We start from the raw sequence: 22616 nt of genomic DNA, 5'->3' as shown, positions 1-22616 counted from the left end.
CGGGCGCCTTTCACGCTTCGGAACCGGCGACAGGGCGACTTTGGTAGACGGAAAAGTCCGGTTTCTTCCGCTGATACTGGCTGAAGCAGGGAGACGACACCATGAAGTCCGCCGAGCTCTCGTTACAGGCGATGGGGATATTCCAGAGCGTGGCGACCCGCAACAGCGCCTTGATATCGGGATCGTGGGACATCGGCTCAAGGGGATCCCAGAAAAAGATCAGGAGATCCACCTGTCCTTCGGCAATCCGTGCACCGATCTGCTGATCCCCTCCCAGCGGACCACTTTGCAGACGCTCCACCGGCAGTCCGGTCTGATCCGACAGCAAGCGCCCCGTGGTGCCGGTCGTCAGCAGCGCACAGTTCTCAAGCGTGTCGCGATTACGCGCCACCCAGGCCACCAGATCCGCTTTCTTGTTGTCATGGGCGACCAGCGCCACACGATGAATTGCGTCCGTCATCGAGATACCTACCCTGCATCCTAATCGCTGGTTAATGGGCCACTGGTCGACGAGTCCGGGGGCGACGCAGTTCTGTCTCACGAGCCTCAACCGGGGTCACAGCGGTTATCGTCACATTTACCGGTAGGGTAACACGCACTATCCAACATGACGCCACCGTAAAGGAACCGGGGTGAAGTCAATGGCTGAATTAGTTACTCTCTATTGTCAGTCGCTTTTTAACAGGTGGCCCGAGGGGTTGCCGGTTACCGTGTCAGGATTGCTTGCAGGAAAACGTCACGCGCATGAGTGCCCCTTTGTCCCAGATATCCCCATCGCCCGAGCAAGCGGAGCCGGAGCAGCCCGCACCGGCCGCCACGGCAACGCCGCTGGCTCCCCGTGAAGCTCCCGATTCACCGCGCTCCGAGCCGGAGCCGGGTAGCGCCGAACTGGCGCCCTACTGGGTGGAGCGCAAGCGCTACCTGAAACAACTGCGTAAAGTACCGGAACTACGCCAGCGCTTCCGCCGATCGCTGCTGGTTTACAGCCTGCGCCGGCTGCTGTGGTCGTTCTGCTTCTTCCCGGTGATCATCGCCTTCTGGGTGCCTCTGGTCATGGCCAGCTTCAACCCCGTCATCCTGGTCACCAACCTGCTTCCGCAACTGGAGGCGTTTATTGCCGCCAATCCGGAAGTGCAGGCCCATACCACCCAGACATTGGTCGTCGCCTGGCTTTCCGTCGGCTTTTTCTTCCTGATTTTCGATTTCATCCTGACGCCATTCCGCTCCCCCTACGATTACGAAGCGGACGTTCACATGCGCGTGTGGGAGGATCGCCAGTCCGCATCCCGGATCGGCGACGGCGAGCCGCAGCCGGACAATCCATAGCGATCCGGATCGGCCCGCGATAGCGCGGACCGTCGAAGCTCCGCTTGCCACGTGCGAAATCACGGCAAACCTCTGAAAACCGATTACTATTCTGGGAAAGGCGGGGATAACCACACGCCATCCCGTTCCAGGGTGGATCGCCCCTGATGCGGGGCGTCCACACCCGCCTGACAAACCTGGCCCGGACCCACAAGGACTTTGAGGTTGTAGCATGGCACTGAAGAACGCATTGCTGGTGGACGATTCCAAGGTGGCCCGTTTCGCGCTGAGCAAACTGCTGGAAAACGGTTCAATGACGGTCGGCATGGCCGGCTCTGCCGAAGAAGCCCTGGATGCCCTCAACAGCGTCGGCAAGGACGGAATCCGGCCCGACGTGATCTTCATGGATCACCTGATGCCCGGCATGAACGGGATCGAAGCCACCCGGGCCATCAAGGGCAATCCCGCTACGGCAACCATCCCAATCATCATGTGCACCTCCAAGAAGGCCGACACCTTCTCGGACCAGGCCCGACGCTTTGGCATCTACGACATCCTCAGCAAGCCGTTGCAGCAGGACCACCTCTACTCGGTGCTTGACCAGCTCACCGCTGACATCGAAAAAGATACCCTGCCCGCTCCGCCGGCCCCTGAAGACACACTCGACCCCATGCTGGCCCTCGATGACGAGCCACTCGACCTGACCGGGCCGGAACCCGCAAGCACAGCGGCATACTCCGGGACCAGCCAACAGCAAAGCGGCCCACAACCGGCAAGCTCGGAAGCCGCCATCGAAGAAGTCGCCCGTTCGGCCGTGCGGACACACGTCAATAACCGCCTGCACGAGCTGCTCAGCGGCCTGTTCGACGAGCAATACGACCATCTGGGCCGGCTACTGGAGCGTGAGCGGAGCGTCCAGGCCGATCTGCTGGCAGAGCGCCTGCAGCGGCTCAGGAACGATATTCGCGCCGACCTGGAAGAGGTCCTCTCCCGGCAATCGGCACCGCCGGCATCAACCGGACTGACGGCGGAAACCCTGGCCGAGCTCAAGGACCACATGACCAGCGTGCAGACCATCGACACCGAGTTCTGGCAGACGCTGCAGTCGGAAGCCATCCAACAGGCCCACGCCATTTCCCGTGACACCGCCGAGGAGATCGCCCGAAACGCCGTCGAAGCCTATGCCAACCAACATCGCGGCCTCAGCTTACGAGCCTTCGTAAGTGGCCTGGCGGTGAGCCTGGGGCTCATCGGGGCGGGCATGGTGTGGCTTTCCGGAGCGCTCTGAGGCGCTGCCAGTCGGCCCAGCGGTCGATGTCCTGCTGCGCTCCCGGGGCCGCCACCAGGCGGGCGTCCAACCGCCGAAGCAGTCGACCGGCCCCCTGATCCCCGTGCAGCCGGGCAATCGCCGGCCACATGGAGCGCGGCAGGTAAGCCGGCGCGCCTGCCATACCGCCCAGGTCCGCAGCCACCGGTCGCCGCCCCTCCTCCTCGTCAACCGCCTGGCGCAATGACGGCCAGAATTCCGGATGAATTGCCGGCTGATCCACCAACAGCACGTAGGCGCCCGTGATGCCCACCGGCAGGCTTGATAACCCCCTCTGCAACGAGCCTGCCTGCCCATCGGCCCAGTCCGGGTTGACCACCCAGCGATCCGGCTGTGCGGCACAGCGAAAGCGGATCAGCGGGTAGTGGCCGCCCACCACGACGTGCACCCGGTCGGACAGCTCACGTGCGCGCCGAATCGCCAGCGCCAGTAAGGAATTTCCACACCACGATAAGGCGGCCTTGGGGCGCCCCATACGCCGGGAACCTCCGGCAGCCAGTACCAGCGCTGCCGCAGACACATCAAGTTTGTTGGTCATGAACACATTCCCGCTCAATGTCGGAAGCTAAATACTCACGGGGGAAGACGAAATTTTGTTAGAATTGCGCCAATCACACGCCTATCCGGAATTAGATTGATCCATGAACCACCTCTTTGTCGACAACCTGACCGTCATCGATTTCGCTTACCTGGACACCCGTCGCGGATTGGTGGGGGAAAGCTGGATTGTCGATATCGTCCTGGCCGGCGAGCTGGACGAACAGGGAATGGTGTTCGATTTCGGATCGGTCAAGCGCACCATCAAGCAGGTGATCGACGAACGCGTCGACCACCGGTTGGTCACGCCCATGGATCAGCCTGCGCTGGAGGTCACCGAAGAGGGTGATCGGGTCAGCCTGGCCTGGCAGCTGGAAGATGGCGGCCTGATTCGCCACCAGTCCCCGGCCGAAGCCGTTCTCCTGCTTGAGGGCGAACGCGTGGTGCCGTCGGCGGTGTCGGCGCTGCTTGAAGCCGAACTGCGCGCCGTGCTGCCGGGCAACGTTACAGGTATCGAAGTCATCCTGCGGGAAGAAGAAATCGACGGCCCCTACTATCATTACGTCCACGGCCTGAAAAAGCATCTGGGCAATTGCCAGCGAATCGCGCACGGGCACCGTTCGCGCATCGAGATCCGGCGCAACGATGCCCGCGACAATGATCTGGAGCGCGAATGGGCCGACCGGTGGCGCGACATCTATGTGGGCACCGAGGAAGACATCGTCGAGCAGTTCGTGGAAAACGACACGGCCTATGTCACCTTTGCCTATGAGGCGAATCAGGGGGAATTCACCCTGACCCTGCCCCGTCGTCGCGTTTACCTGATGAACACGGACTCCACGGTGGAACTGATCGCGGCGCACCTGGCCGATACCTGCAAGCAGCCGCATCCGAACGATCGTATCCAGGTGAAGGCCTTTGAAGGCGTTGGCAAGGGCGCCATTGCCATCCGCTAACGCACCTGGCGCCGCCCTCACGGCAGTCGCAACGCCCGTCGTTGCGAACACGCCAGACGGGCTCAGAGACAAATTCCAGACATAAAAAAACCGCCCAATTGGGCGGTTTTTTTTATCCCGACCCGGCCCTGATAGACCGCTTCGGAGGGCGAAAGCCATCTTGTGAACGGCTTTCTGTATTGGCGTCCCCTAGGGGGTTCGAACCCCTGTTGCCGCCGTGAAAGGGCGGAGTCCTAGGCCACTAGACGAAGGGGACTAGAAAAATTGGTGGAGCCAAGCGGGATCGAACCGCTGACCTCAACACTGCCAGTGTTGCGCTCTCCCAGCTGAGCTATGGCCCCTCAATTTCTATTTTCACTGCACATCTATTCGCTTACAAACAAAAAACCGCCCGGTGTGGGGCGGTTTTTCGCCTCCGACTCCCTACATGAGCAGGGCTTACGAAGTAGGAAAACCATCTTGTGAACGGCTTTCCAAATTGGCGTCCCCTAGGGGGTTCGAACCCCTGTTGCCGCCGTGAAAGGGCGGAGTCCTAGGCCACTAGACGAAGGGGACTAAAACTTGGTGGAGCCAAGCGGGATCGAACCGCTGACCTCAACACTGCCAGTGTTGCGCTCTCCCAGCTGAGCTATGGCCCCGACAACGGATGCGTATAGTAGAGATGCGCCCCCTGCCCGTCAACCCCTGAACTGAACTTTTTTCAGGGGGTAACAGGCCGCAGGACAGCGTCTTACGCGTCGCCCCCTTCAGCGGGCAACGCCGCGTATTCTTTCTCCACCCGCTTGGTTTCTTTCTTGGAGAAACCACCCAGCACCTGCAGTGCATGACGCAGTCGCGCCCGGGTCATATCCGGGCCCAGCAGCGCCATGGAATCCATCACCGACCAGGAGTTGGGCGTTCCGGCAATGGCCACGAAAATGGGGAACATGAACTCGCCCATCTTCAGGTCCATGGCCTTGGCCAATCCTTTCACGTCGACGAAGATATTGTCCTTACTCCAGTGCCGCTGGGCCTCCAGGCGCCACAGGGCAAACTGCAGCACCCGCTTCACCTCCCCCTCTTCCAGCTTCTTGTGCGCAAAGTCCTCGGGCTTGAGATCCATCATGCCGGAGAACATGAAACTGGCCATGGGCGCCACGTCGCTGAACACCTCGGCACGCCCGCGAACGTGAGGGACAAGGGCCTCCAGCGCCTCACGATTGAACCACCAGCGCTGCAGGCGCTCGACGAACGCCTCATCGTCGAGATCCTCACGCAGCCAGAGGCCGTTGAGCCAGCGCAGCTTTTCCACGTCGAACACAGGGCCGCCCAGGGACACCCGCTGGATGTCGAAGTGGTCGATCATGTCCTGGACCGAGAACTTCTCGCGCTCATCCGGCATCGACCAGCCCATACGCCCCAGGTAATTGATCACCGCCTCGGGCAGGAACCCCATACGCTCGTAGAAGTTGATACTGGTGGGGTTCTTGCGCTTGGATAGCTTGCTCTTGTCCGGATTGCGCAGCAGCGGCAGGTGGCACAGCACCGGCATGTCCCAGCCAAAGTACCTGTAGAGCAACTGATGCTTGGGCGCGGAGTTGATCCATTCCTCACCGCGCATCACGTGGGTGATGCCCATCAGGTGGTCATCCACCACATTCGCCAGATGATAGGTCGGCATGCCGTCGGACTTGAGCAGGATCTGGCAATCCACCTGCCCCCAATCGATCTCGACCTGGCCGCGCAGCATGTCATCGATGACGCAGACGCCCTCGTCCGGCACCTTCATGCGGATCACATGCGGCTCGCCCGCTTCCAGACGCGCCCGGACTTCATCCGCCGGCAATTCCAGGTCGCCCTTGATCCCCGGATTCTGGCCTGCGGCCTTGCGCTCTTCGCGAATCCGATCGAGCTCTTCGGGCGTGCGGAAACAGTAGAAGGCGTGGCCCTTTTCCACCAGCTCCTCAGCGTAACCACGGTAATCGGCCTTGCGCTCGGACTGGCGGTAAGGACCGTGCGGGCCACCCACGTCCGGCCCCTCGTCCCACTCCAGTCCCAGCCAGCGCAGGGCTGACAGGATATCCTGCTCGGATTCCGCCGTGCTCCGGGTCTGATCCGTATCTTCAATGCGCAGAATGAACTGACCACCGTGCTGGCGGGCAAAGCACATGTTGAACAGCGCCACGTAGGCCGTGCCAACGTGGGGATCACCGGTGGGAGACGGTGCAATTCGGGTACGAACAGTCATTGATGATTCCTGTGAGCAGAACGGACGCTCCTGAGCGGGCATCCGCGGAATGGATTCAGATCGCGCATTATAGCGTCCTATACGCTCGCACGCATGAACCCACGAGACCGCATCTTCGTCGCTTGTTTCGGACTTTACGCGCAACCTGTTACATTATAACATTGCCAAAAATCCGCACTGGAACTCGACATGACCTACGCCAGACACGCTGTAAAACTCATCGCCCTGCTCCTGTTGACAGCAACCGCCGCCGCGGCACAACCCGAGCAGCCCCTGAAAATCGTCACCTCAATCAAGCCGTTGGCCCTTTTGACCCAGGCGGTCGCCCCCGCCGACACAGAGATCCACACCCTGATTCCGGCCGGTGCCAGCCCCCACACCTATCAGTTGCGCCCATCCGACCGCCGGGCGCTGGCTGACGCCGACCTGATCCTGTGGGTGGGGCCGGAGCTGGAAACCTTCCTGGAACACCTGCTGGAAAGCCCGGAGATGAAGGATCGCACCCTCGCCCTGATGCCGGACGACATCAAGGCCCACGAGGGCGCGCACGAAGAGCACGCCGAGCATCACGAGGAAGCCGAACACGAGCACCATGACGAAGCCGGACACGACCACGCCGCCGAAGAGGAGCACGAACATCACCATCACGGTGTCGACCCCCACGTCTGGCTGGACCCGCAAATCGCGCTGACCATGACCCGCGCCATTGAGGCACGCCTGGCGCAGGTACGCACTGACCAGGCCGACGCCATGGCCGGGCGCCTGGCGGACTTCGAGACAGCGCTGGAGATGACCGAGGGCGACATCCGCAACCGGCTGACATCGCTCCACGACGTGGACATTTTCACCTACCACGACGCCTTCCGACGCTTCGCCGAGCACTATGGTCTGCACGTCAGCCAGGCGCTCACGCTGACACCGGAACGCTCACCGGGCGCCCGGCATCTGGCCAAAGTCCGCGAAGAACTGGGCGGTGCCGCGCACCCCTGCCTGATGACCGAGCCCCAGTTCAGCCGTGACTGGTGGCAGGGACTGACCGAAGATCTCAACCTGACCATCACCACCTGGGATCCGCTGGGCTCGGACATCCCGCTGGAGAGGGACGGTTACCTGCAATTCCAGCAGTCGCTGGCCGACGCGGCACTTTCCTGCCTGGGCGAGTAGTTTCAGGCCCGCATCCCTACGTCAGCAACCCCAGCATCACCGGCATGATCAGGATAGCCAGCAGAGTCTGGCCGCTGATGATGCCGGCCATCAAGGGGGCGTCGCCCCCGAGCTGGCGTGCCAGTATGTAGGCCGACGACGCTGTCGGCAGCGCCGCCAGCAGAATCAGGACCTGCAACATCAGGCCGTCAATGCCCAGCCAGGCCGCCAGGCCCGCGGTGACAACCGGTAACAGCACCAGCTTCAGCGCCGACGACAGCACGAACGGCATGGAGGCATGACGCAATGCCTTGAACTGGAGCCCGGCCCCCACCGTGAGCAGCCCCAACGGCAACGCCATACTACTTAGCGGCTCCAGGAACCGGGCAATGATGGGATGGAAGCCGATGCCCAGGTAACCCCAGATGGCGCCCGCCACCGAGCCCACGATCAGCGGGTTGGTGACGATGGCCTTGAGCATCGGAACCAGCCGCACCGGCCCCTGCCCCACCATCACCGAAAACATCAGGATACACAGCAGGTTGAGCAACGGCACATTGATCGCCACGCCGACGGCAAACAGGGACAGCCCGTCGTCTCCCAGCATCAGCCCGGCCGCCGCCAGCCCCACGAACGAATTGAAACGGATCGCGCCCTGGTACACCGAGCTGAAAACCGCGCCGGACCAGCGCTGCCAGAGCTGCAGCACGACCATCAATAGCGTGATGGTCGCCGCCATGGCTATCACCACCAGGGCGATATCGCCATAGGCGGAGGTCGGTATCTGCGCGTTGCCCAGTTTGTAGAGCAGCATGGGCGGGAACAGCACATAGTAGGTGAAGCGCTCCGCCAACGGCCAGAAACCGTCGCCCGGAAAATGCACCCGACGCAGGAACTGACCCAGCAGGATCAACCCAAACACCGGTACCAGGGCCTGTATAAGCACTTCCACGGCTACCTACTCCTTTCCCGCCGACACGCAGTGGGCGCCGGAAAAAGGACGCCGCGCCCAAAATCAGAAGCTTACCAGTTGCTGCAACAACTTGCGCCGCATCGCTACCAGCAAAACGGTTCATTTTTTATTCAGTGCCCGACGCGTTATAATCGCGCGCCCGAGAACGAACCCAGCAACATCAGGATGCCCATGCCGTCAGCCGGAATCACCAAGACACCGTCCAGCAACGCCGCGCCAGCCCTCAACCGGCGCTTTTCCGTGGCACCGATGATGGATTGGACCACCTCCGCATACCGTTATTTCGCCCGCCTGCTGTCGCGGGACACCCTGCTGTACACGGAAATGGTGACCACCGGCGCGCTGATCCACGGTGACACCGTCCGTTTCCTGCGCCATGAGGAAGCCGAATACCCGCTGGCCCTGCAACTGGGTGGCAGCAACGCCTCGGAACTGGCCACCTGCGCGCGCCTGGCGGGGGATCACGGCTTCGACGAAGTCAACCTGAACGTGGGTTGCCCCAGCGACCGGGTCCAGAACAACATGATCGGCGCCTGCCTGATGGCCCATCCGGAAACGGTCGCCGAGGGCGTATCCGCCATGCAGGCCGCCACCCACCTGCCGGTGACGGTCAAACATCGCATCGGCATCGACGGCCGCGAATCGTTCGACGATCTGTGCCACTTCATTGACGTGGTCGCCAGCGCCGGCTGCCGTACGTTTATCGTGCACGCCCGCATCGCCATCCTTGATGGCCTCAGCCCCAAGGAAAACCGGGAAATCCCGCCGCTGAAATACGACTGGGTATACGCACTCAAACAGCGCTACCCGCACCTGGAGATCATCATCAACGGCGGCATCAAGACGCTGCCCCAGTGTCAGGAACACCTGGAAAACGTCGACGGTGTGATGATCGGTCGTGAGGCCTACCAGAACCCCTGGATGCTGTCGCAGGTGGATCCGGTCCTGTTCGGCCGTGCTGCGCCCTACAGCAATCGCCACGACGTGCTGCGGGCGATGCTGCCGTACATCCAGAGCGAACTCGATCGCGGTGTCTACCTGACGCACATCAGTCGTCACGTGATGAACCTGTTTCACGGCTGCAAAGGTGGCCGGCAGTTCCGCCGCCACATCAGCGAGAACGCCCATAAACCCGGCTCCGGCATCGAGGTTTTGGAGCGGGCGATGGCGAAGGTCCCCGAAGAGACGGGCGAAGACATCCTGCAGCCGGCCTGACCCCGACCGTGACGGAGCCGTAACACGGCTTCCGTCCCCTTGTTCCCGCCCAGGCAGATCGCTATTGTAGATTTGTTGGCCAGCCTCCGGTCAACGCGAAGGACGCAGCGCCCGCTGTGACCGCGCCATCCACGCATCAGGACGATTTGCCGCCATGAGTAAACTCGAACAACTCAAGACCATGACCACCGTCGTCGCCGATACCGGTGACCTGGATGCCATCGCCCAGTGGCGCCCGGTGGACGCCACCACCAACCCCTCACTGCTGCTCAAGGCCGCCGACCTGCCGGCCTATCGCCCGATGCTCGACATGGCCATCGACTACGCGCAGCGCCAGGGCGGCAGCGATCGCGAGCAGTTGGGGCAAGCCACCGATTACCTGGCAGTGCTGGCCGGCCAGAAGATCCTGGACCTGATTCCGGGCGTGGTGTCCACGGAGGTCGACGCCCGACTGTCCTTCGACACCCAGGCGACCATCGACAAGGCACGCCGGCTGGTCGCACTCTACGACAGCATCGGCGTACCCACCGAGCGCGTCCTGATCAAGATCGCCTCCACCTGGGAAGGCATCCGGGCCGCCGAAGTTCTGGAAAAAGAAGGCATCCACTGCAACCTGACCCTGCTGTTCTCGTTCGCCCAGGCCGCCGCCTGCGCCGAAGCCGGCGCCTTCCTGATCTCGCCCTTCGTCGGTCGCATCCTTGACTGGCATCTCAAGGCCAGCGGCAAGAGCGCCTTCGAGGCTCCCGAAGATCCGGGCGTACTGTCGGTCACGCGGATCTATAATTACTTCAAGGCCCACAATTACGACACGGTGGTGATGGGAGCAAGCTTCCGCAACACGGGCGAGATCGAGCAGCTGGCCGGGTGCGACCGGCTCACCATCAGCCCGGCGCTGCTGGAGTCCCTGCAAGATGACCCGGGCGAATTGCCGCGTATCCTGTCGCCCCAATCCGTGGATAAAGTGGACGACCGTGTCAGCCTCGACGAGAACGACTTCCGCTGGCTGATGAACGAAGACGCCATGGCCACGGAAAAGCTGGCCGAAGGCATTCGCAAATTCGCTGCCGACCAGGTTGAACTGGAACAACGGGTCCGGCAGATAGCCCAGGCAGCCTGATTGATGATCGATGTATTGAAGAAGCTGTTCTCCGGCGACGCCAGCGGCGTCCCGGAGCCCAATGATCCCAAGCAACTGGCCATTGCGGCCACCGCCCTGATGGTGCAACTGGCGCGGGTCGACCAGTCCGAGGACGACGTGGAGATGATCACGATCATCGACTGCGCCCTTCGTTCCCAGGCCATTACCCGCGAGGAAGCCACGACGATCCTGGCTGATGCCAGGGCCCACGCCGAAGACGCCACCTCGCTTTACGAGTTCACCGAGAAGCTCAACGACACCCTGGACCAGGCGGGCAAGGCGGAAATCCTCGAGAACATCTGGCGGGTCGCCTTTGCCGACGGGCGCATCGACAAGTACGAGGAGCAGCTGATACGGCGCATTGCCGAGCTACTGCACCTGAACCACCGCGAGTACATGGAATGCCGGCACCGGGCTGAACAGGCCATGTCGTCCTGAGCCGGCTGTCAGCATAAGGAAACAAGACTGGAAGGAAGAAGGGAGCTGCCATGCTGGCCATTCTCCACCCCGATACGCCACTGGATGGCGAGGACTATCGCCAGACCCTGGAATTTCTGGAAAACCTGCCCGGCGTCAGCGTTCGCGTCCACGAAATCCAGGGCGCCCACCAAAAGCTCACCGAGGTCTATCTGCTGGGCGACACCAAGTCCCTGGATAAAGACGAGATCGAGGCGCTGCCGGCGGTCGAACGGGTCATCCGTATATCCGACGATTACCGCATCCTCGGGCGGCACCGGGATGACCGGCGTCAGACCGGCTTCACCTACAACGGCGTTCACTTCGATCAGGACAACCTCAACATCTTCGCCGGCCTCTGCGCCGTGGACAATCCGGATCACGTGGAACAGATGATGCAGGCCCTGCAGGCCAACGGCCAGGTCTGCACCCGCATGGGCGCCTACAAGCCAAGGACCAACCCCTACTCCTTCCAGGGGCACGGCCAGGCCTGTCTGCCCTACGTATTCGAACTGGCCGGCCAGTACGGCATCCGGGTGATCGCGATGGAGATCACCCACGAAAGCCACATCGAGGAGATTGATACCTGCCTGGAAAAGCTGGGCCGGCCCACCGGCGTCATGCTTCAGGTAGGCACCCGCAACACGCAGAACTTCGAGCTGTTGAAAGCCATCGGCCGGCAAAAACGCTACCCGGTACTGCTCAAGCGGGGGTTCGGCATCACGCTGAACGAATCGCTCAATGCGGCGGAGTACCTCGCCAGCGAAGGTAACGCCAACGTCATTTTCTGCCTGCGCGGCATGAAGACCGAAGCCGGCCAGCCCCACCGGAACATGGTGGACTTCGCCCACGTACCGACGGTCAAGCGGCTGACGCGCATGCCGGTCTGCGTGGACCCATCGCATTCGGTGGGCAGCCGGGACTCCGCGCCGGACGGGATTCCGGAAGTCATGCACGCCGCTGCCCAGGGCGTCGTGGCCGGCGCCAACATGGTGCTGGTGGATTTTCACCCGAAGCCGGAAAAAGCCCTCGTGGATGGCCCGCAGGCCCTGCTGATGGACGAATTACCCGGGTTCATCGAGGACATGACGCTCTGCCACGAACTCTGGAAGAAACGGTGCGCCCTCTACGCGGGCTGAGGTTGCACCACGCCATATACCCAAGGGCCCGCACTCGATTATATTGTGCGTCTTTTGTGTCAGGGGATCTTCGCACATGATTATTTACGGCCATCGGGGCGCCAAGGGAGAGGCCCCGGAAAACACCGTTCCCGGTTTCAAGCACGCCTACAGCCATGGTGTCCGCCACTTCGAGATGGACGTGCTGCTTTCCGCCAGTGGCGAACCGGTCATCATCCACGACACCACCACCGACCGCACCACCGGGGTTGCCGGCCGGGTTGGCGACATGACGGCCGAAGCGCTGGCCAAGATGGACACCCGCCACAACACCGTGCCCTGGCCCAGCCACTGCGGCATCCCCAGCCTGAATCAGGTGCTGACGGCCTGCCCCGAATTCATGCACCTGCAGCTCGAGGTAAAGAGCGACGATCGACAGCGGATGAACATCCTCTGCAACCGGCTGGCCGAGCTGATCCAGAAAAATCACTGGTATGACCGTGCCGCCCTCACCTCGTCGGACACCTGGTTCCTGCGCGAAGCCAAGCGCCGCGATCGCAAGCTGCGTACCGGGCTGGTGTTCGACAAGCGCTTTCCCAATCCGGTCAAGAACGCCAAGCGGCTTAACTGCGATTACCTGTGCCTGAACGCCCGCCTCTGCTCGAAAGCGCTGGTGGAATCGGCCCACAAGGCCGGACTGAAGGTCTCCGTGTGGACCGTCAATCGCATCCACGACATGCTGGAACTGGAGAAAATGGGCGTCGACAGCATCATCACCGACTACCCGACCAGCAGCCTGATGTACTTCGAGAACCGTCCGGGCATCGCCACATCCAGACTGCCCGAGCGGCTTGCCAGCGATCCGGAAACCGTTGCCGGCACCACTTGAGCGGTTTGCTTGCATCAGGCGTGGCGGGACATCACGTCAAGACAGGCGTACGGGAAAGGAAACGTTGCCGGAGCGGGAAGCCGCCCCGGCGACAATGATCAGAAGATCCGGTTCAGGCCGTTCAGGGCCGCCACCCGGTAGGCTTCCGCCATGGTGGGGTAGTTGAACGTGGTGTTGATGAAGTAATTGAGCGAGTTCGCTTCACCTTCCTGGTTCATGATGGCCTGGCCGATGTGCACGATCTCGGCGGCCTGATCCCCAAAGCAGTGAATACCCAGGATCTGACGGGTCTCGCGGTGGAACAGGATCTTGAGCATCCCCACCGCCTCGCCGGTAATCTGGGCGCGCGCCAGGTCCTTGAAGAACGCCTGACCCACCTCGTAGGGCACCTTGGCTTCGGTCAGCTCCCGCTCGGTCTTGCCCACCGAACTGATCTCGGGAATCGTGTAGATACCGGTCGGCACGTCGGTCACGAAACGGAAGTACTCGTCGCCAATGACATCGGAAGACGCGGACCGCCCCTGGTCGTAGGCGGCACTGGCCAGACTGGGCCAGCCGATCACGTCCCCGGCCGCGTAGATATGGGGAATCGCCGTGCGGTAATGCTTGTCCACGGAGAGCTGGCCGCGGCCGTTGGGCTCCAGGCCAATGTTGTCGAGCGCCAGCTTGTCCGTATTGCCGGCACGGCCATTGCACCAGAGGAAGGCGTCGGCCCGGATTTTCTTGCCGGATTGCAGGGTCAGCACCACACCGTGGTCGTCCCCTTCCACCGATTCGTACTGCTCGTTGTGACGCACCAACACGCCGCTGTTGCGCAGGTGATAGCTCAGCGCGTCGGAAATTTCATCGTCCAGGAACGACAGCAGGCGGCTGCCCGGGTTGATCAGGTCTACCTTGACGCCCAGACCGGCAAAGATCGAAGCGTACTCACTGCCAATCACACCGGCGCCGTAGATAATCAGCGTGCGCGGTGTGTGGGAAAGCTTCAGGATCGAATCGCTGTTATAGATCCGGTGGTGACGGAAATTCACATCGGGCGGAAGGTACGGGCGTGACCCGGTGGCGATCACAATCGTCTTGGCGTTAAGGATTTCTTCGCTCTTGCCGCCACGCACCTCCAGGCGATGCTCATCCAGGAATGAAGCCCGGCCGTTGAACAGATCCACCCGGTTACGGGCGTAAAATTCGGTGCGCAGCTTGACCTGCTTGCCCATCACCTTCTCGGCATTCTGCAAAACGCGCGGAAACGAGAACCAGCGCGGTTCGCCGATATCCCGGAACATGACGTTGGTGTTGAAGGTGATGATCTGTTTGACGGAGTGTCGAAGAGCCTTGGAGGGAATGGTGCCCCAGTGGGTGCAGTTGCCGCCGACGGTGGGCTTGTCTTCAACGATTGCGACTCGCTTGCCGTGCTTTGCAGCATTCATCGCCGCGCCTTCGCCGGAGGGACCGGCGCCGATCACAACGACGTCATAATGATGTTCTGCCATACCCGCAGTGACTCCTCTTACTCCATCGTGACTTCTCGGTTCCCCGGACGTAAGAAGGGTGACGCAGGGCTCGACGCTATCCAGAAGTCGGGCCCTGGCACGGCTACACACGGGGGAACGCTGTTGATTATCTGATTGTCAGGGTAGCAGGCCCGCAGGAAAATACGGACAAACGGCCATTGGGATGACCCATCTCAACCTGCCGGGTGGCAGCAAGCCGGCCCCTGACGGCCAGCTATCGGATCAGGGGCAGCGCGCTCAGCGCGCCTCTTTCCCCTGGGTAGCGTCATAGGCCAGAGTTTGGCCCGAGGCCGCTGCAGTGCGGTCGTTTTCTTCTTCGCACTTGTTGCGGTCACCGCCACAAATTTCGCAGGCGCCATCAATACCCATGGCCCCCAGTCCGCCGCAGGTGCCGCTGATCGGCTTGCGACCCATGATCACACCGATCGACATCCCGGCCAGGAGAATGGCAAAAATAGCCAGGACCAATAAAAAAGTACCCATGACCTAACCTCCGTTAATCGATCAGGTACGATGAGAAAGCCGGGGTGTACTTCGTTTCAAACCCGTCTTCCCCTCGATAGATAAAGTATGCGGCGATGTCGTGCTTCACTGCAAATGCATAGCCCTTGTCCTCCCCCATCACATTAAGCGCCGTCGCCATGGCATCCGCGCTCATGCATTGTTCCGTGATCACCGATACCGAGGCCAGCTTGTGGCTGATGGGCTTGCCGGTGTTGGGATTGATGGTGTGGGAGTATCGGTGACCATCGACTTCGTAATAGTTCCGGTAATCGCCGGATGTCGCCATCGCGCGATTGTCCAGAGCCACGATGCGCTGGATACTGCGCTCGCCGGACGTCGGTTTCTCAATGGCCAGGCGCCAGGCGTCACCATCGGGCTTGCGCCCTTTGGTGTTCACTTCGCCGCCAATTTCCACCAGGTAAGCCTTCACTTCCTGACTGTCGAGGAAGCGTGCCACGGCATCCACACCGTAACCCTTGGCAATGGCCGACAGGTCCAGGTAGAGCGGATAATCCGACCGGATCGCCGGTGGCGCCGAACGAAGCTGCAGCTTATCGTAACCCACCTCGGACAGGCGTTGGGCCAGGACTTCCGGCTCCGGCACGGTTTCAGGACGCGCCTCCGGACCGAAACCCCAGAGATTGACCACCGGGCCGATCGTGACATCAAACGCGCCGCCGCTCAGGTCGCTGACCCGATGCGCTTCGTTGAGCACTTCGAACAACGGGCCGGATACCTCAAACCACTGGCTTTTGTTCTGGCTCCGGTTGAAACGGGACAGCTCGGAATCGTCACGCCAGGTGGACATGGACGCATCGACGCTGTCGAGCGCCTGTTCGATGCCGCTTTCCAGGTCCTCCAGGCGGTCCTCGTCCCCGGGCATCACCACCTTGATATGATACTGCGTGCCGAATACCGGCCCATTGAGTTCCCAGATTTCCGGGTCCGACTCAAACGAACAGCCCGCCAGGGCGACGCTGCACAGCAGCGCCACCAAGGCGGGCCCAATCATGCGGGATTTCATGCAGTCGCGTCAGCCCCCGAAGTCATCCAGCATGATGTTCTCGTCTTCCACACCCAGGTCCTTCAGCATCTTGATGACCGAGGCGTTCATGATGGGCGGTCCACACATGTAGTACTCGCAGTCCTCGGGAGCCGGATGGTCCTTGAGGTACTGGTCATAGAGTACGTTGTGGATGAACCCGATCGGGCCTTCCCAGTTGTCCTCCGGCAACGCATCGGACAGCGCGACGTGCCACTCGAAATTGTCGTTCTCCTCGGCCAGTTGGTCGAAGTCCTCGACGTAGAACATTTCGCGCACGCTTCGGGCGCCGTACCAGAAGCTGATCTTCCGGTCTGAGTTCAGGCGCTTGAGCTGGTCGAAGATGTGGGAGCGCATCGGCGCCATGCCGGCACCACCACCAATAAAGACCATTTCCGCGTCGGTTTTCTTGGCGAAGAACTCACCGAACGGACCGAACACAGTGACCTTGTCACCCGGCTTGAGGTCGAACACATAGCTCGACATCAGGCCCGGCGGGTGATCAGAACCCGGCGGCGGCGTCGCAATCCGGATGTTGAACTTCAGAACACCCTTCTCTTCCGGGTAGTTGGCCATGGAATAGGCCCGCACCACGTCTTCCTTGTTCACGGCCTTGTAGCGCCAGATGTCGTGCTTGTCCCAATCCTCGTGGAACTCTTCCTCGATGTTGAAATCCTTGAAGTTGATTTCATACGGAGGACACTCAAGCTGCACATAGCCGCCGGCACGGAAGTCCACTTCCTCGCCTTCCGGAAGCTTCAGCACCAGTTCCTTGATGAAGGTGGCGACGTTGTGGTTCGACACCACCTCGCACTCCCACTTCTTCACGCCGAAGAACTCTTCCGGCACCTCGATTTTCATATCCTGCTTGACCGGAACCTGGCAGGACAGGCGCCAGCCCTCCCGCTCTTCGCGGTTGGTGAAGTGCGTCTTCTCGGTAGGCAGCATGGAGCCACCACCGTCAAACACCTTGCACTTGCACTGGGCGCAGGTACCGCCGCCGCCACAGGCGGAGGACAGGAAGATGCCGTTACCGGCCAGGGTGCCGAGCAGCTTGCCGCCGGCTTCGGTCTTCAGGGTATGCTCGGGATCATCGTTGATCTCGATGGTCACGTCGCCGGTGCTCACCAGCCTGGACCGCGCTGCCAGGATCACCGCCACCAGTGCGAGCACGATGACGGTAAACATGACCACGCCGAGAATGATTTCAGTATTCATGGTCTCGCCTCAATCTTGTTATCCGTTACCGGGTGATTACAGGGAAATACCGGAAAACGACATGAAGCCCAGCGACATCAGCCCAACGGTGATGAAGGTGATGCCCAGGCCACGCAGGCCTTCAGGCACATCGCTGTACTTCAGCTTTTCACGGATCCCCGCCAGCGCCACGATGGCCAGGGCCCAACCCAGACCGGCGCCGAAACCGTAAACCAGACTCTCACCAAAGGTGTAGTCCCGCTCCACCATGAACAGGGACGCCCCCATGATGGCGCAGTTGACGGTAATCAGCGGCAGGAACACACCCAGCGCGGCATAGAGCGCCGGAATGTACTTGTCGAGGATCATTTCCATGATCTGGACCATCGCCGCAATCACGCCGATATAGGTCAACAGTCCCAGGAAGCTCAGATCCACTTCCGGCAGGCCGGCCCAGGCCAGCGCGCCTTCACGCAGAACATTGTTGTAGATCAGGTTGTTGACCGGAACCGTCAGGGTCAGCACCACGATGACCGCAATGCCCAGCCCCAGAGCCGCCTCGACCTTCTTGGAGATCGCCAGGAACGTACACATCCCCAGGAAGAAGGCCAGCGCCATGTTCTCAACAAAGACGGCCTTCAGGATCAGACTGATATAGTGTTCCATCAGAAGGCCTCCTTGGTGCTTTGACGGGACATCCGGTAGTCCGGCGCCTCAACCTGATCCGGTTTCCAGGCGCGCAGCCCCCAGATCGCCAGGCCGATGATGAAGAACGCGCTCGGCGGCAGCAGCATCAGGCCGTTGGGCACATACCAGCCACCATCATTGACCACCGGCATCAGGGCCACACCGAACAGCGAGCCGGAGCCCAGCAGTTCACGGAAGAAGGCAATCACGATCAGCATGACCGAGTAGCCCAGGCCGTTACCGATGCCATCGAGGAAGCTGAGCAGCGGCCCGTTCTGCATCGCAAAGCCCTCTGCGCGGCCCATGACGATACAGTTGGTGATGATCAGGCCAACGAAGACCGACAGCTGCTTGCTGATCTCATAGGCGTAGGCCTTGAGTATCTGGTCCACGACGATAACCAGCGAGGCAATGATGGTCATCTGCACAATGATCCGGATGCTGTTCGGGATCTGAGAACGCACCACAGAAACAAAGAGGTTGGAAAACGCGGTAACCGCAATCACCGAGGCACACATAACCATGGTGACACTCAGGCTGCTGGTGACCGCCAGCGCCGAGCAGATCCCCAGGATCTGCAGAGCGATGGGGTTGTTATTGAAGATCGGTTCAAACAGAACCTGCTTAGCTGAAACGTCCGCCACCGTCAGACCTCCCCTTTACGAAGCTTGTTCAGGTAGGGCGCGAAACCACGCTCGCTCATCCAGAAGTTGACCAGATGCTGTACACCGCGGCTGGTCAGCGTTGCACCGGACAGGGCATCGACCTTGTGCTCCTTGTCCGCCGCGTTGGCGTCGACACCGCCCTTGACCAGCTGGATCTCTGGCGTCTCGAGATTGTCGCCGTAGACCTTCTTGCCAACCCACTGCGATTTCCACTTGGGATTGTCCACTTCGCCACCCAGACCCGGGGTCTCGGCGTGCGCATAGAACCCCAGGCCCTCGATGGTGTTGGCATCCCCTTCCAGCGATACGAAACCGTAGAGGGTGGACCACAGGCCGTAGCCGTGGATCGGCAGCACCACTCGCTTGAGATTGCCGTCTTCTTCCAGCACGAAGACCTTCGCAATGTCCGCCTGACGCTTGATGCCGGCCACATCCTCCGACGCGGGGATGTTCTCGGACATGGACGGATCGGAAGCCGCCTTGTACTGGTCGTACTTCATCGCGTCGTTCAGGCCGATGGAATCGGCGTCAACGTAGTCACCAGATTCCAGATCCACGAGCCTGACGTCAAATCGCTGGAACTGTTCCTCAATCTGGTCCGGAGTCGCGCCCGGCTCGAGCATCCCGGCCGCGGCCAGGATGTTGGTTTTCATATCGAGGTTACGGTTGGTCACCTGGGCCGGCTTGAGTATGACCGCCGCGGAAGACACCACGACGGAACAGACGATGCACAGCGCCAGGGCTACGATAACCGTGCGGGATACGGTTTCCTTTTTCTTAGCCACGGGCGAGCCTCCGTTTGATGTTGGCCTGCACGACGAAATGATCCATCAGCGGGGCAAACAGGTTAGCGAACAGGATGGCGAGCATGATGCCTTCCGGGAAGGCCGGGTTGACCACGCGAATGAGCACGGTCATCAGGCCGACCAGAATGCCGAACGACCATTTACCCGTGTTGGTCATCGCTGCGGATACCGGGTCCGTCGCCATGAACATCATGCCAAAGGCAAAGCCACCGATCACCAGATGCCATTGGGGCGGCACCTCGAACATCGGATTGGTGTCCGATCCCACCGCATTGAGCAGCAACGTGGTACCGATCATGCCGATCAGGACACCGCCCACGATCCGGTAGGAGGCAATTTTCATCACCAGCAGGACCGCACCGCCAATCAGGATGGCCAGCGTCGAGGTTTCACCCATGGACCCCTGGATCGTACCCAGGAACGCCTGCATCCAGGTCATGGACTGCTGCAGCGCTTCCATACCACCGTTGGCAGCCACACTCAGGGCCGTGGCACCGCTGAACCCGTCGACCGCGGTCCACACCGTGTCACCGGAGATCTGCGCCGGGTAGGCGAAGTACAGGAAAGCACGACCGGTCAGGGCCGGGTTCAGGAAGTTCTTGCCGGTACCGCCAAACACTTCCTTACCGATCACCACACCGAAGGTGATGCCCAGCGCCACCTGCCACAGCGGGATGGTGGGCGGGCAGATCAGCGCGAACAGGATCGAAGTCACGAAGAAACCTTCGTTGACTTCATGGCGACGCACCGTTGCGAACAGCACTTCCCAGAAACCACCGACCACGAAAGTAACGGCGTAAACCGGGATGAAATAAGCCGCACCGTAGACCAGGTTGTCCCAGATCGAGCCCGGATCGTTGCCGGCCAGCGCCGAAATGAACGCCGTGCGCAGGCCACCGTCGCCCATCAGGGCATCCGGGTTGGCAGCGAGAACGGTATTGGCCTGGTAACCGATGTTCCACATACCGAAGAACATGGCCGGCCAGACGCAGAACCAGACGGTGATCATGATGCGTTTCAGGTCGATACCGTCACGCACGTGGGACGTCGTGGACGTCACCGACGGCGGCGTATAGAAGATCGTGTCGACCGCTTCGTAAAGCGCGTACCAGCGCTCGTACTTACCACCTTTCTCGAAGTGGTGCTCGATACCGTGGAGAAATTCTTTCAATGCCATGGTGTTAGCCCTCGATCTCGATGCGGGTCAGGTTATGACGCAGGATGGGGCCGTACTCGTACTTGCCGGGACAAACGAAGGTGCACAGGGCCAGGTCTTCTTCGTCCAGCTCGAGACAGCCCAGCTTCTGGGCCATCTCGGTATCGCCCACGATCAATGAGCGCAGCAGTTGCGTCGGCAGGATGTCCAGCGGCATGACCTCTTCATAGGATCCCACCGGGACCATGGCCCGCTCGCTGCCGTTCGTTGTCGTTGTGAAATCGAACAGACGGCCTTTGGCCAGCTTGGAGAGGTAGATGTTCAGAACCGAGAACTTGCGGGTACCGGGTGACAACCAACCCATGAACTGGCGCTCGTCGCCCTCTTCCAGCAACGTGACCTGGTTGGCATAGCGCCCCAGGTACGCACAGGGGCCTCGGCCGCTGCGGCCGCCGAAGACCGAACCGGAGACCTTGCGTACGTCGGAATTCGCCGTTTCGCATTCGCCCTCAAGCAGCTCGTCGAGGTTCGCTCCAATGCGGGTACGCACCAGTCGCGGCTGTTTGGCCTTGGGGCCACCCAGGGCAACAACACGTTCGGTGGGCAGCTCGCCGGTCTGGAACAGGCGGGCAATGGCCATGACGTCCTGATAGCCGATGGACCAGACCACCTTATCGCCGACTACCGGATCCAGGTGATGGATGTGCGTGCCGACGTTACCCGCCGGATGCACCCCGTCGAACTGTTCGACCTGGAAAACGTCGTCCTTGGGCACCGGCACGTTGGACCCCGGCTTGCCACAGACAAACACTTTGCCGTTGGTCAGTCTGCTGATAATGCGCAGGCCGTTCTCGAACGCATCCGGATCGTCGTTGATGATCACGGTGGGGTCGGCGGCCAGCGGGTTGGTGTCCATCACCGACACAAAGATGGAATGCGGCGCCGTGTCGATGGCCGGCACCTTGCTGTAGGGACGGGTGCGGAACAGAGTCCACAAGCCAGACTCCACCAGGTTGTCGACGACCTGCTGACGTTCGAGCGAGCCCAATTGGCTGGCTTCGTAACGGGCAAAACTTTCCGACTCGTCTCCATCGATCTCGATAACGACCGACTGGAAAACGCGACGCTCACCCCGATTAATTTCCTTGACCACACCAGCTGCCGGCGCGGTGTAACGAACGCCCTCGGTCTTCTTGTCCGTAAACAGCAGCGAACCGCGTTTGACGCGATCACCCTCCTGAACCGCCATGGTCGGCTTCATACCGTTGTAGTCAAAACCAATCAGCGCCGCGTGGCGCACAGGCTTGCCGTCGGTAATTTTCTGTTCAGGAGCGCCGCTGATGGGAAGATCCAGGCCTTTTTTGATCTTAATCATTTAGCCCCGTCCAATCATCAGAAACTAGATAAAGTGGATTCGCCACGCCTGGCTAAAACTCCGGAATCACCAGGAACGACGGCTTCGGCGCCGTAACAGTGACAGCAGACACCGGGCGAACCGGCGCTCGTTGAGGAGAGTGAAATTCTGTTAACCAGACGTACCCAAAATCGCGCCAATTATAGAGATTCAAAGAATTCATTTCTACCTGAGAGCGCATTGCTATCCACGCCCATTTCGCGATCTCGGTCAACTAAACAGCCATCCCCGAAAGCTGGGTGCACCAGTCCTCAGGGATGGAAAACCGTCGATTTACTTTACACCACCCCCGCCAAACGAATGCTTGATTCAGCGCTTTATCAGTAGGTTATAAAGTTGGCACGCCTCGC

At 60.9% G+C, this 22616-nt stretch carries 22 protein-coding genes and 4 tRNA genes; 9 read left to right on the top strand and 17 right to left on the bottom strand.

Features of this window, described 5'->3' with window-relative positions; genetic code table 11:
- Nucleotides 1-10 precede the first annotated feature (10 nt).
- Nucleotides 11-460 carry a methylglyoxal synthase gene (locus tag DKK67_RS07965; RefSeq protein ID WP_111495846.1) on the bottom strand — a complete coding sequence of 150 codons (450 nt, stop codon included), beginning with the start codon at nucleotides 458-460 and terminating at the stop codon, nucleotides 11-13.
- 284 nt (nucleotides 461-744) lie between these two features.
- Here DKK67_RS07965 and DKK67_RS07960 point away from each other — a divergent pair, with 284 nt between their 5' ends.
- On the top strand, nucleotides 745-1326 hold the full coding sequence (locus DKK67_RS07960; RefSeq protein ID WP_228160539.1) for a hypothetical protein: 582 nt from the start codon (nucleotides 745-747) through the stop codon (nucleotides 1324-1326).
- 211 nt (nucleotides 1327-1537) lie between these two features.
- Nucleotides 1538-2593 carry a response regulator gene (locus DKK67_RS07955; RefSeq protein WP_111495845.1) on the top strand — a complete coding sequence of 352 codons (1056 nt, stop codon included), beginning with the start codon at nucleotides 1538-1540 and terminating at the stop codon, nucleotides 2591-2593.
- Here DKK67_RS07955 and DKK67_RS07950 read toward each other — a convergent pair.
- Nucleotides 2553-3170: a nucleotidyltransferase family protein gene (locus tag DKK67_RS07950; RefSeq protein WP_111495844.1), complete on the bottom strand. Its 618-nt coding sequence runs from the start codon at nucleotides 3168-3170 to the stop codon at nucleotides 2553-2555. The genes DKK67_RS07955 and DKK67_RS07950 overlap by 41 nt on opposite strands.
- Before the next feature lie 103 nt (nucleotides 3171-3273).
- On the opposite strand from DKK67_RS07950, the gene DKK67_RS07945 reads away from it, so the two are divergent.
- Entirely contained in the window at nucleotides 3274-4125 is an 852-nt protein-coding gene (locus DKK67_RS07945; RefSeq protein WP_111495843.1) for a 6-pyruvoyl trahydropterin synthase family protein, read from the top strand.
- A gap of 180 nt (nucleotides 4126-4305) precedes the next feature.
- On the opposite strand, the gene DKK67_RS07940 is transcribed toward DKK67_RS07945, so the two are convergent.
- From DKK67_RS07940 to gltX, 5 genes are all read right to left on the bottom strand, one after another.
- A tRNA-Glu gene (locus tag DKK67_RS07940) sits at nucleotides 4306-4381 on the bottom strand.
- A 9-nt stretch (nucleotides 4382-4390) separates the two neighbouring features.
- A tRNA-Ala gene (locus tag DKK67_RS07935) sits at nucleotides 4391-4466 on the bottom strand.
- Nucleotides 4467-4604: 138 nt separating this feature from the next.
- Nucleotides 4605-4680, bottom strand: a tRNA-Glu gene (locus DKK67_RS07930).
- Between the two features lie 7 nt (nucleotides 4681-4687).
- A tRNA-Ala gene (locus DKK67_RS07925) sits at nucleotides 4688-4763 on the bottom strand.
- Nucleotides 4764-4855: 92 nt separating this feature from the next.
- Entirely contained in the window at nucleotides 4856-6352 is a 1497-nt protein-coding gene (gltX, locus tag DKK67_RS07920) for a glutamate--tRNA ligase (RefSeq protein ID WP_111495842.1), read from the bottom strand.
- Between the two features lie 189 nt (nucleotides 6353-6541).
- Here gltX and DKK67_RS07915 point away from each other — a divergent pair, with 189 nt between their 5' ends.
- A complete protein-coding gene (locus tag DKK67_RS07915; protein WP_111495841.1) occupies nucleotides 6542-7516 on the top strand; it encodes a zinc ABC transporter substrate-binding protein in 975 nt (324 codons plus the stop codon).
- Nucleotides 7517-7532: 16 nt separating this feature from the next.
- On the opposite strand, the gene DKK67_RS07910 is transcribed toward DKK67_RS07915, so the two are convergent.
- A complete protein-coding gene (locus DKK67_RS07910; RefSeq protein WP_111495840.1) occupies nucleotides 7533-8447 on the bottom strand; it encodes an AEC family transporter in 915 nt (304 codons plus the stop codon).
- 192 nt (nucleotides 8448-8639) lie between these two features.
- On the opposite strand from DKK67_RS07910, the gene dusA reads away from it, so the two are divergent.
- The 5 genes from dusA (at nucleotide 8640) to DKK67_RS07885 (ending at nucleotide 13284) form a co-directional block, all read left to right on the top strand.
- Nucleotides 8640-9683, top strand: a complete 1044-nt coding sequence (dusA, locus tag DKK67_RS07905) for a tRNA dihydrouridine(20/20a) synthase DusA (protein ID WP_111495839.1) — start codon at nucleotides 8640-8642, stop codon at nucleotides 9681-9683.
- Between the two features lie 154 nt (nucleotides 9684-9837).
- Nucleotides 9838-10800, top strand: a complete 963-nt coding sequence (tal, locus tag DKK67_RS07900; protein ID WP_111495838.1) for a transaldolase — start codon at nucleotides 9838-9840, stop codon at nucleotides 10798-10800.
- A 3-nt stretch (nucleotides 10801-10803) separates the two neighbouring features.
- A complete protein-coding gene (locus DKK67_RS07895) occupies nucleotides 10804-11259 on the top strand; it encodes a tellurite resistance TerB family protein (protein WP_111495837.1) in 456 nt (151 codons plus the stop codon).
- Nucleotides 11260-11309: 50 nt separating this feature from the next.
- Nucleotides 11310-12416 carry a 3-deoxy-7-phosphoheptulonate synthase gene (locus tag DKK67_RS07890; RefSeq protein ID WP_111495836.1) on the top strand — a complete coding sequence of 369 codons (1107 nt, stop codon included), beginning with the start codon at nucleotides 11310-11312 and terminating at the stop codon, nucleotides 12414-12416.
- Between the two features lie 76 nt (nucleotides 12417-12492).
- Nucleotides 12493-13284: a glycerophosphodiester phosphodiesterase gene (locus DKK67_RS07885; RefSeq protein WP_111495835.1), complete on the top strand. Its 792-nt coding sequence runs from the start codon at nucleotides 12493-12495 to the stop codon at nucleotides 13282-13284.
- A gap of 98 nt (nucleotides 13285-13382) precedes the next feature.
- Here the strand turns inward: DKK67_RS07885 and sthA are convergent, their stop codons facing one another.
- The 9 genes from sthA to DKK67_RS07840 all read right to left on the bottom strand — a co-directional run bounded on the left by sthA (nucleotide 13383) and on the right by DKK67_RS07840 (nucleotide 22227).
- A complete protein-coding gene (gene sthA / locus DKK67_RS07880; protein ID WP_111495834.1) occupies nucleotides 13383-14774 on the bottom strand; it encodes a Si-specific NAD(P)(+) transhydrogenase in 1392 nt (463 codons plus the stop codon).
- A gap of 258 nt (nucleotides 14775-15032) precedes the next feature.
- Nucleotides 15033-15278, bottom strand: a complete 246-nt coding sequence (nqrM, locus tag DKK67_RS07875; RefSeq protein WP_111495833.1) for a (Na+)-NQR maturation NqrM — start codon at nucleotides 15276-15278, stop codon at nucleotides 15033-15035.
- Nucleotides 15279-15291: 13 nt separating this feature from the next.
- Nucleotides 15292-16311 (bottom strand): FAD:protein FMN transferase, encoded by a 1020-nt coding sequence (locus DKK67_RS07870; RefSeq protein ID WP_228160538.1) that lies wholly within the window; start codon nucleotides 16309-16311, stop codon nucleotides 15292-15294.
- 21 nt (nucleotides 16312-16332) lie between these two features.
- On the bottom strand, nucleotides 16333-17559 hold the full coding sequence (nqrF, locus tag DKK67_RS07865; RefSeq protein ID WP_111495831.1) for an NADH:ubiquinone reductase (Na(+)-transporting) subunit F: 1227 nt from the start codon (nucleotides 17557-17559) through the stop codon (nucleotides 16333-16335).
- A gap of 36 nt (nucleotides 17560-17595) precedes the next feature.
- Nucleotides 17596-18204 (bottom strand): NADH:ubiquinone reductase (Na(+)-transporting) subunit E, encoded by a 609-nt coding sequence (nqrE, locus tag DKK67_RS07860; protein WP_111495830.1) that lies wholly within the window; start codon nucleotides 18202-18204, stop codon nucleotides 17596-17598.
- Nucleotides 18204-18869, bottom strand: a complete 666-nt coding sequence (locus tag DKK67_RS07855) for an NADH:ubiquinone reductase (Na(+)-transporting) subunit D (protein WP_111495829.1) — start codon at nucleotides 18867-18869, stop codon at nucleotides 18204-18206. The genes nqrE and DKK67_RS07855 overlap by 1 nt, the downstream gene beginning before the upstream one ends.
- A 2-nt stretch (nucleotides 18870-18871) precedes the next feature.
- Nucleotides 18872-19675, bottom strand: coding sequence for a Na(+)-translocating NADH-quinone reductase subunit C (locus DKK67_RS07850; RefSeq protein WP_111495828.1), 804 nt, complete (start codon nucleotides 19673-19675; stop codon nucleotides 18872-18874).
- A complete protein-coding gene (locus tag DKK67_RS07845) occupies nucleotides 19668-20873 on the bottom strand; it encodes an NADH:ubiquinone reductase (Na(+)-transporting) subunit B (protein ID WP_111495827.1) in 1206 nt (401 codons plus the stop codon). The genes DKK67_RS07850 and DKK67_RS07845 overlap by 8 nt, the downstream gene beginning before the upstream one ends.
- A 4-nt stretch (nucleotides 20874-20877) precedes the next feature.
- Complete coding sequence (locus tag DKK67_RS07840) at nucleotides 20878-22227, bottom strand: Na(+)-translocating NADH-quinone reductase subunit A (protein ID WP_111495826.1); 1350 nt, start codon at nucleotides 22225-22227, stop codon at nucleotides 20878-20880.
- Nucleotides 22228-22616: the final 389 nt, after the last annotated feature.

The sequence above is a fragment of the Marinobacter bohaiensis genome, assembly GCF_003258515.1.
GTDB lineage: Bacteria > Pseudomonadota > Gammaproteobacteria > Pseudomonadales > Oleiphilaceae > Marinobacter_A > Marinobacter_A bohaiensis.
Note: the sequence above shows the minus strand (reverse complement) of the source record. Positions and strands in the feature narration are given on the sequence as shown.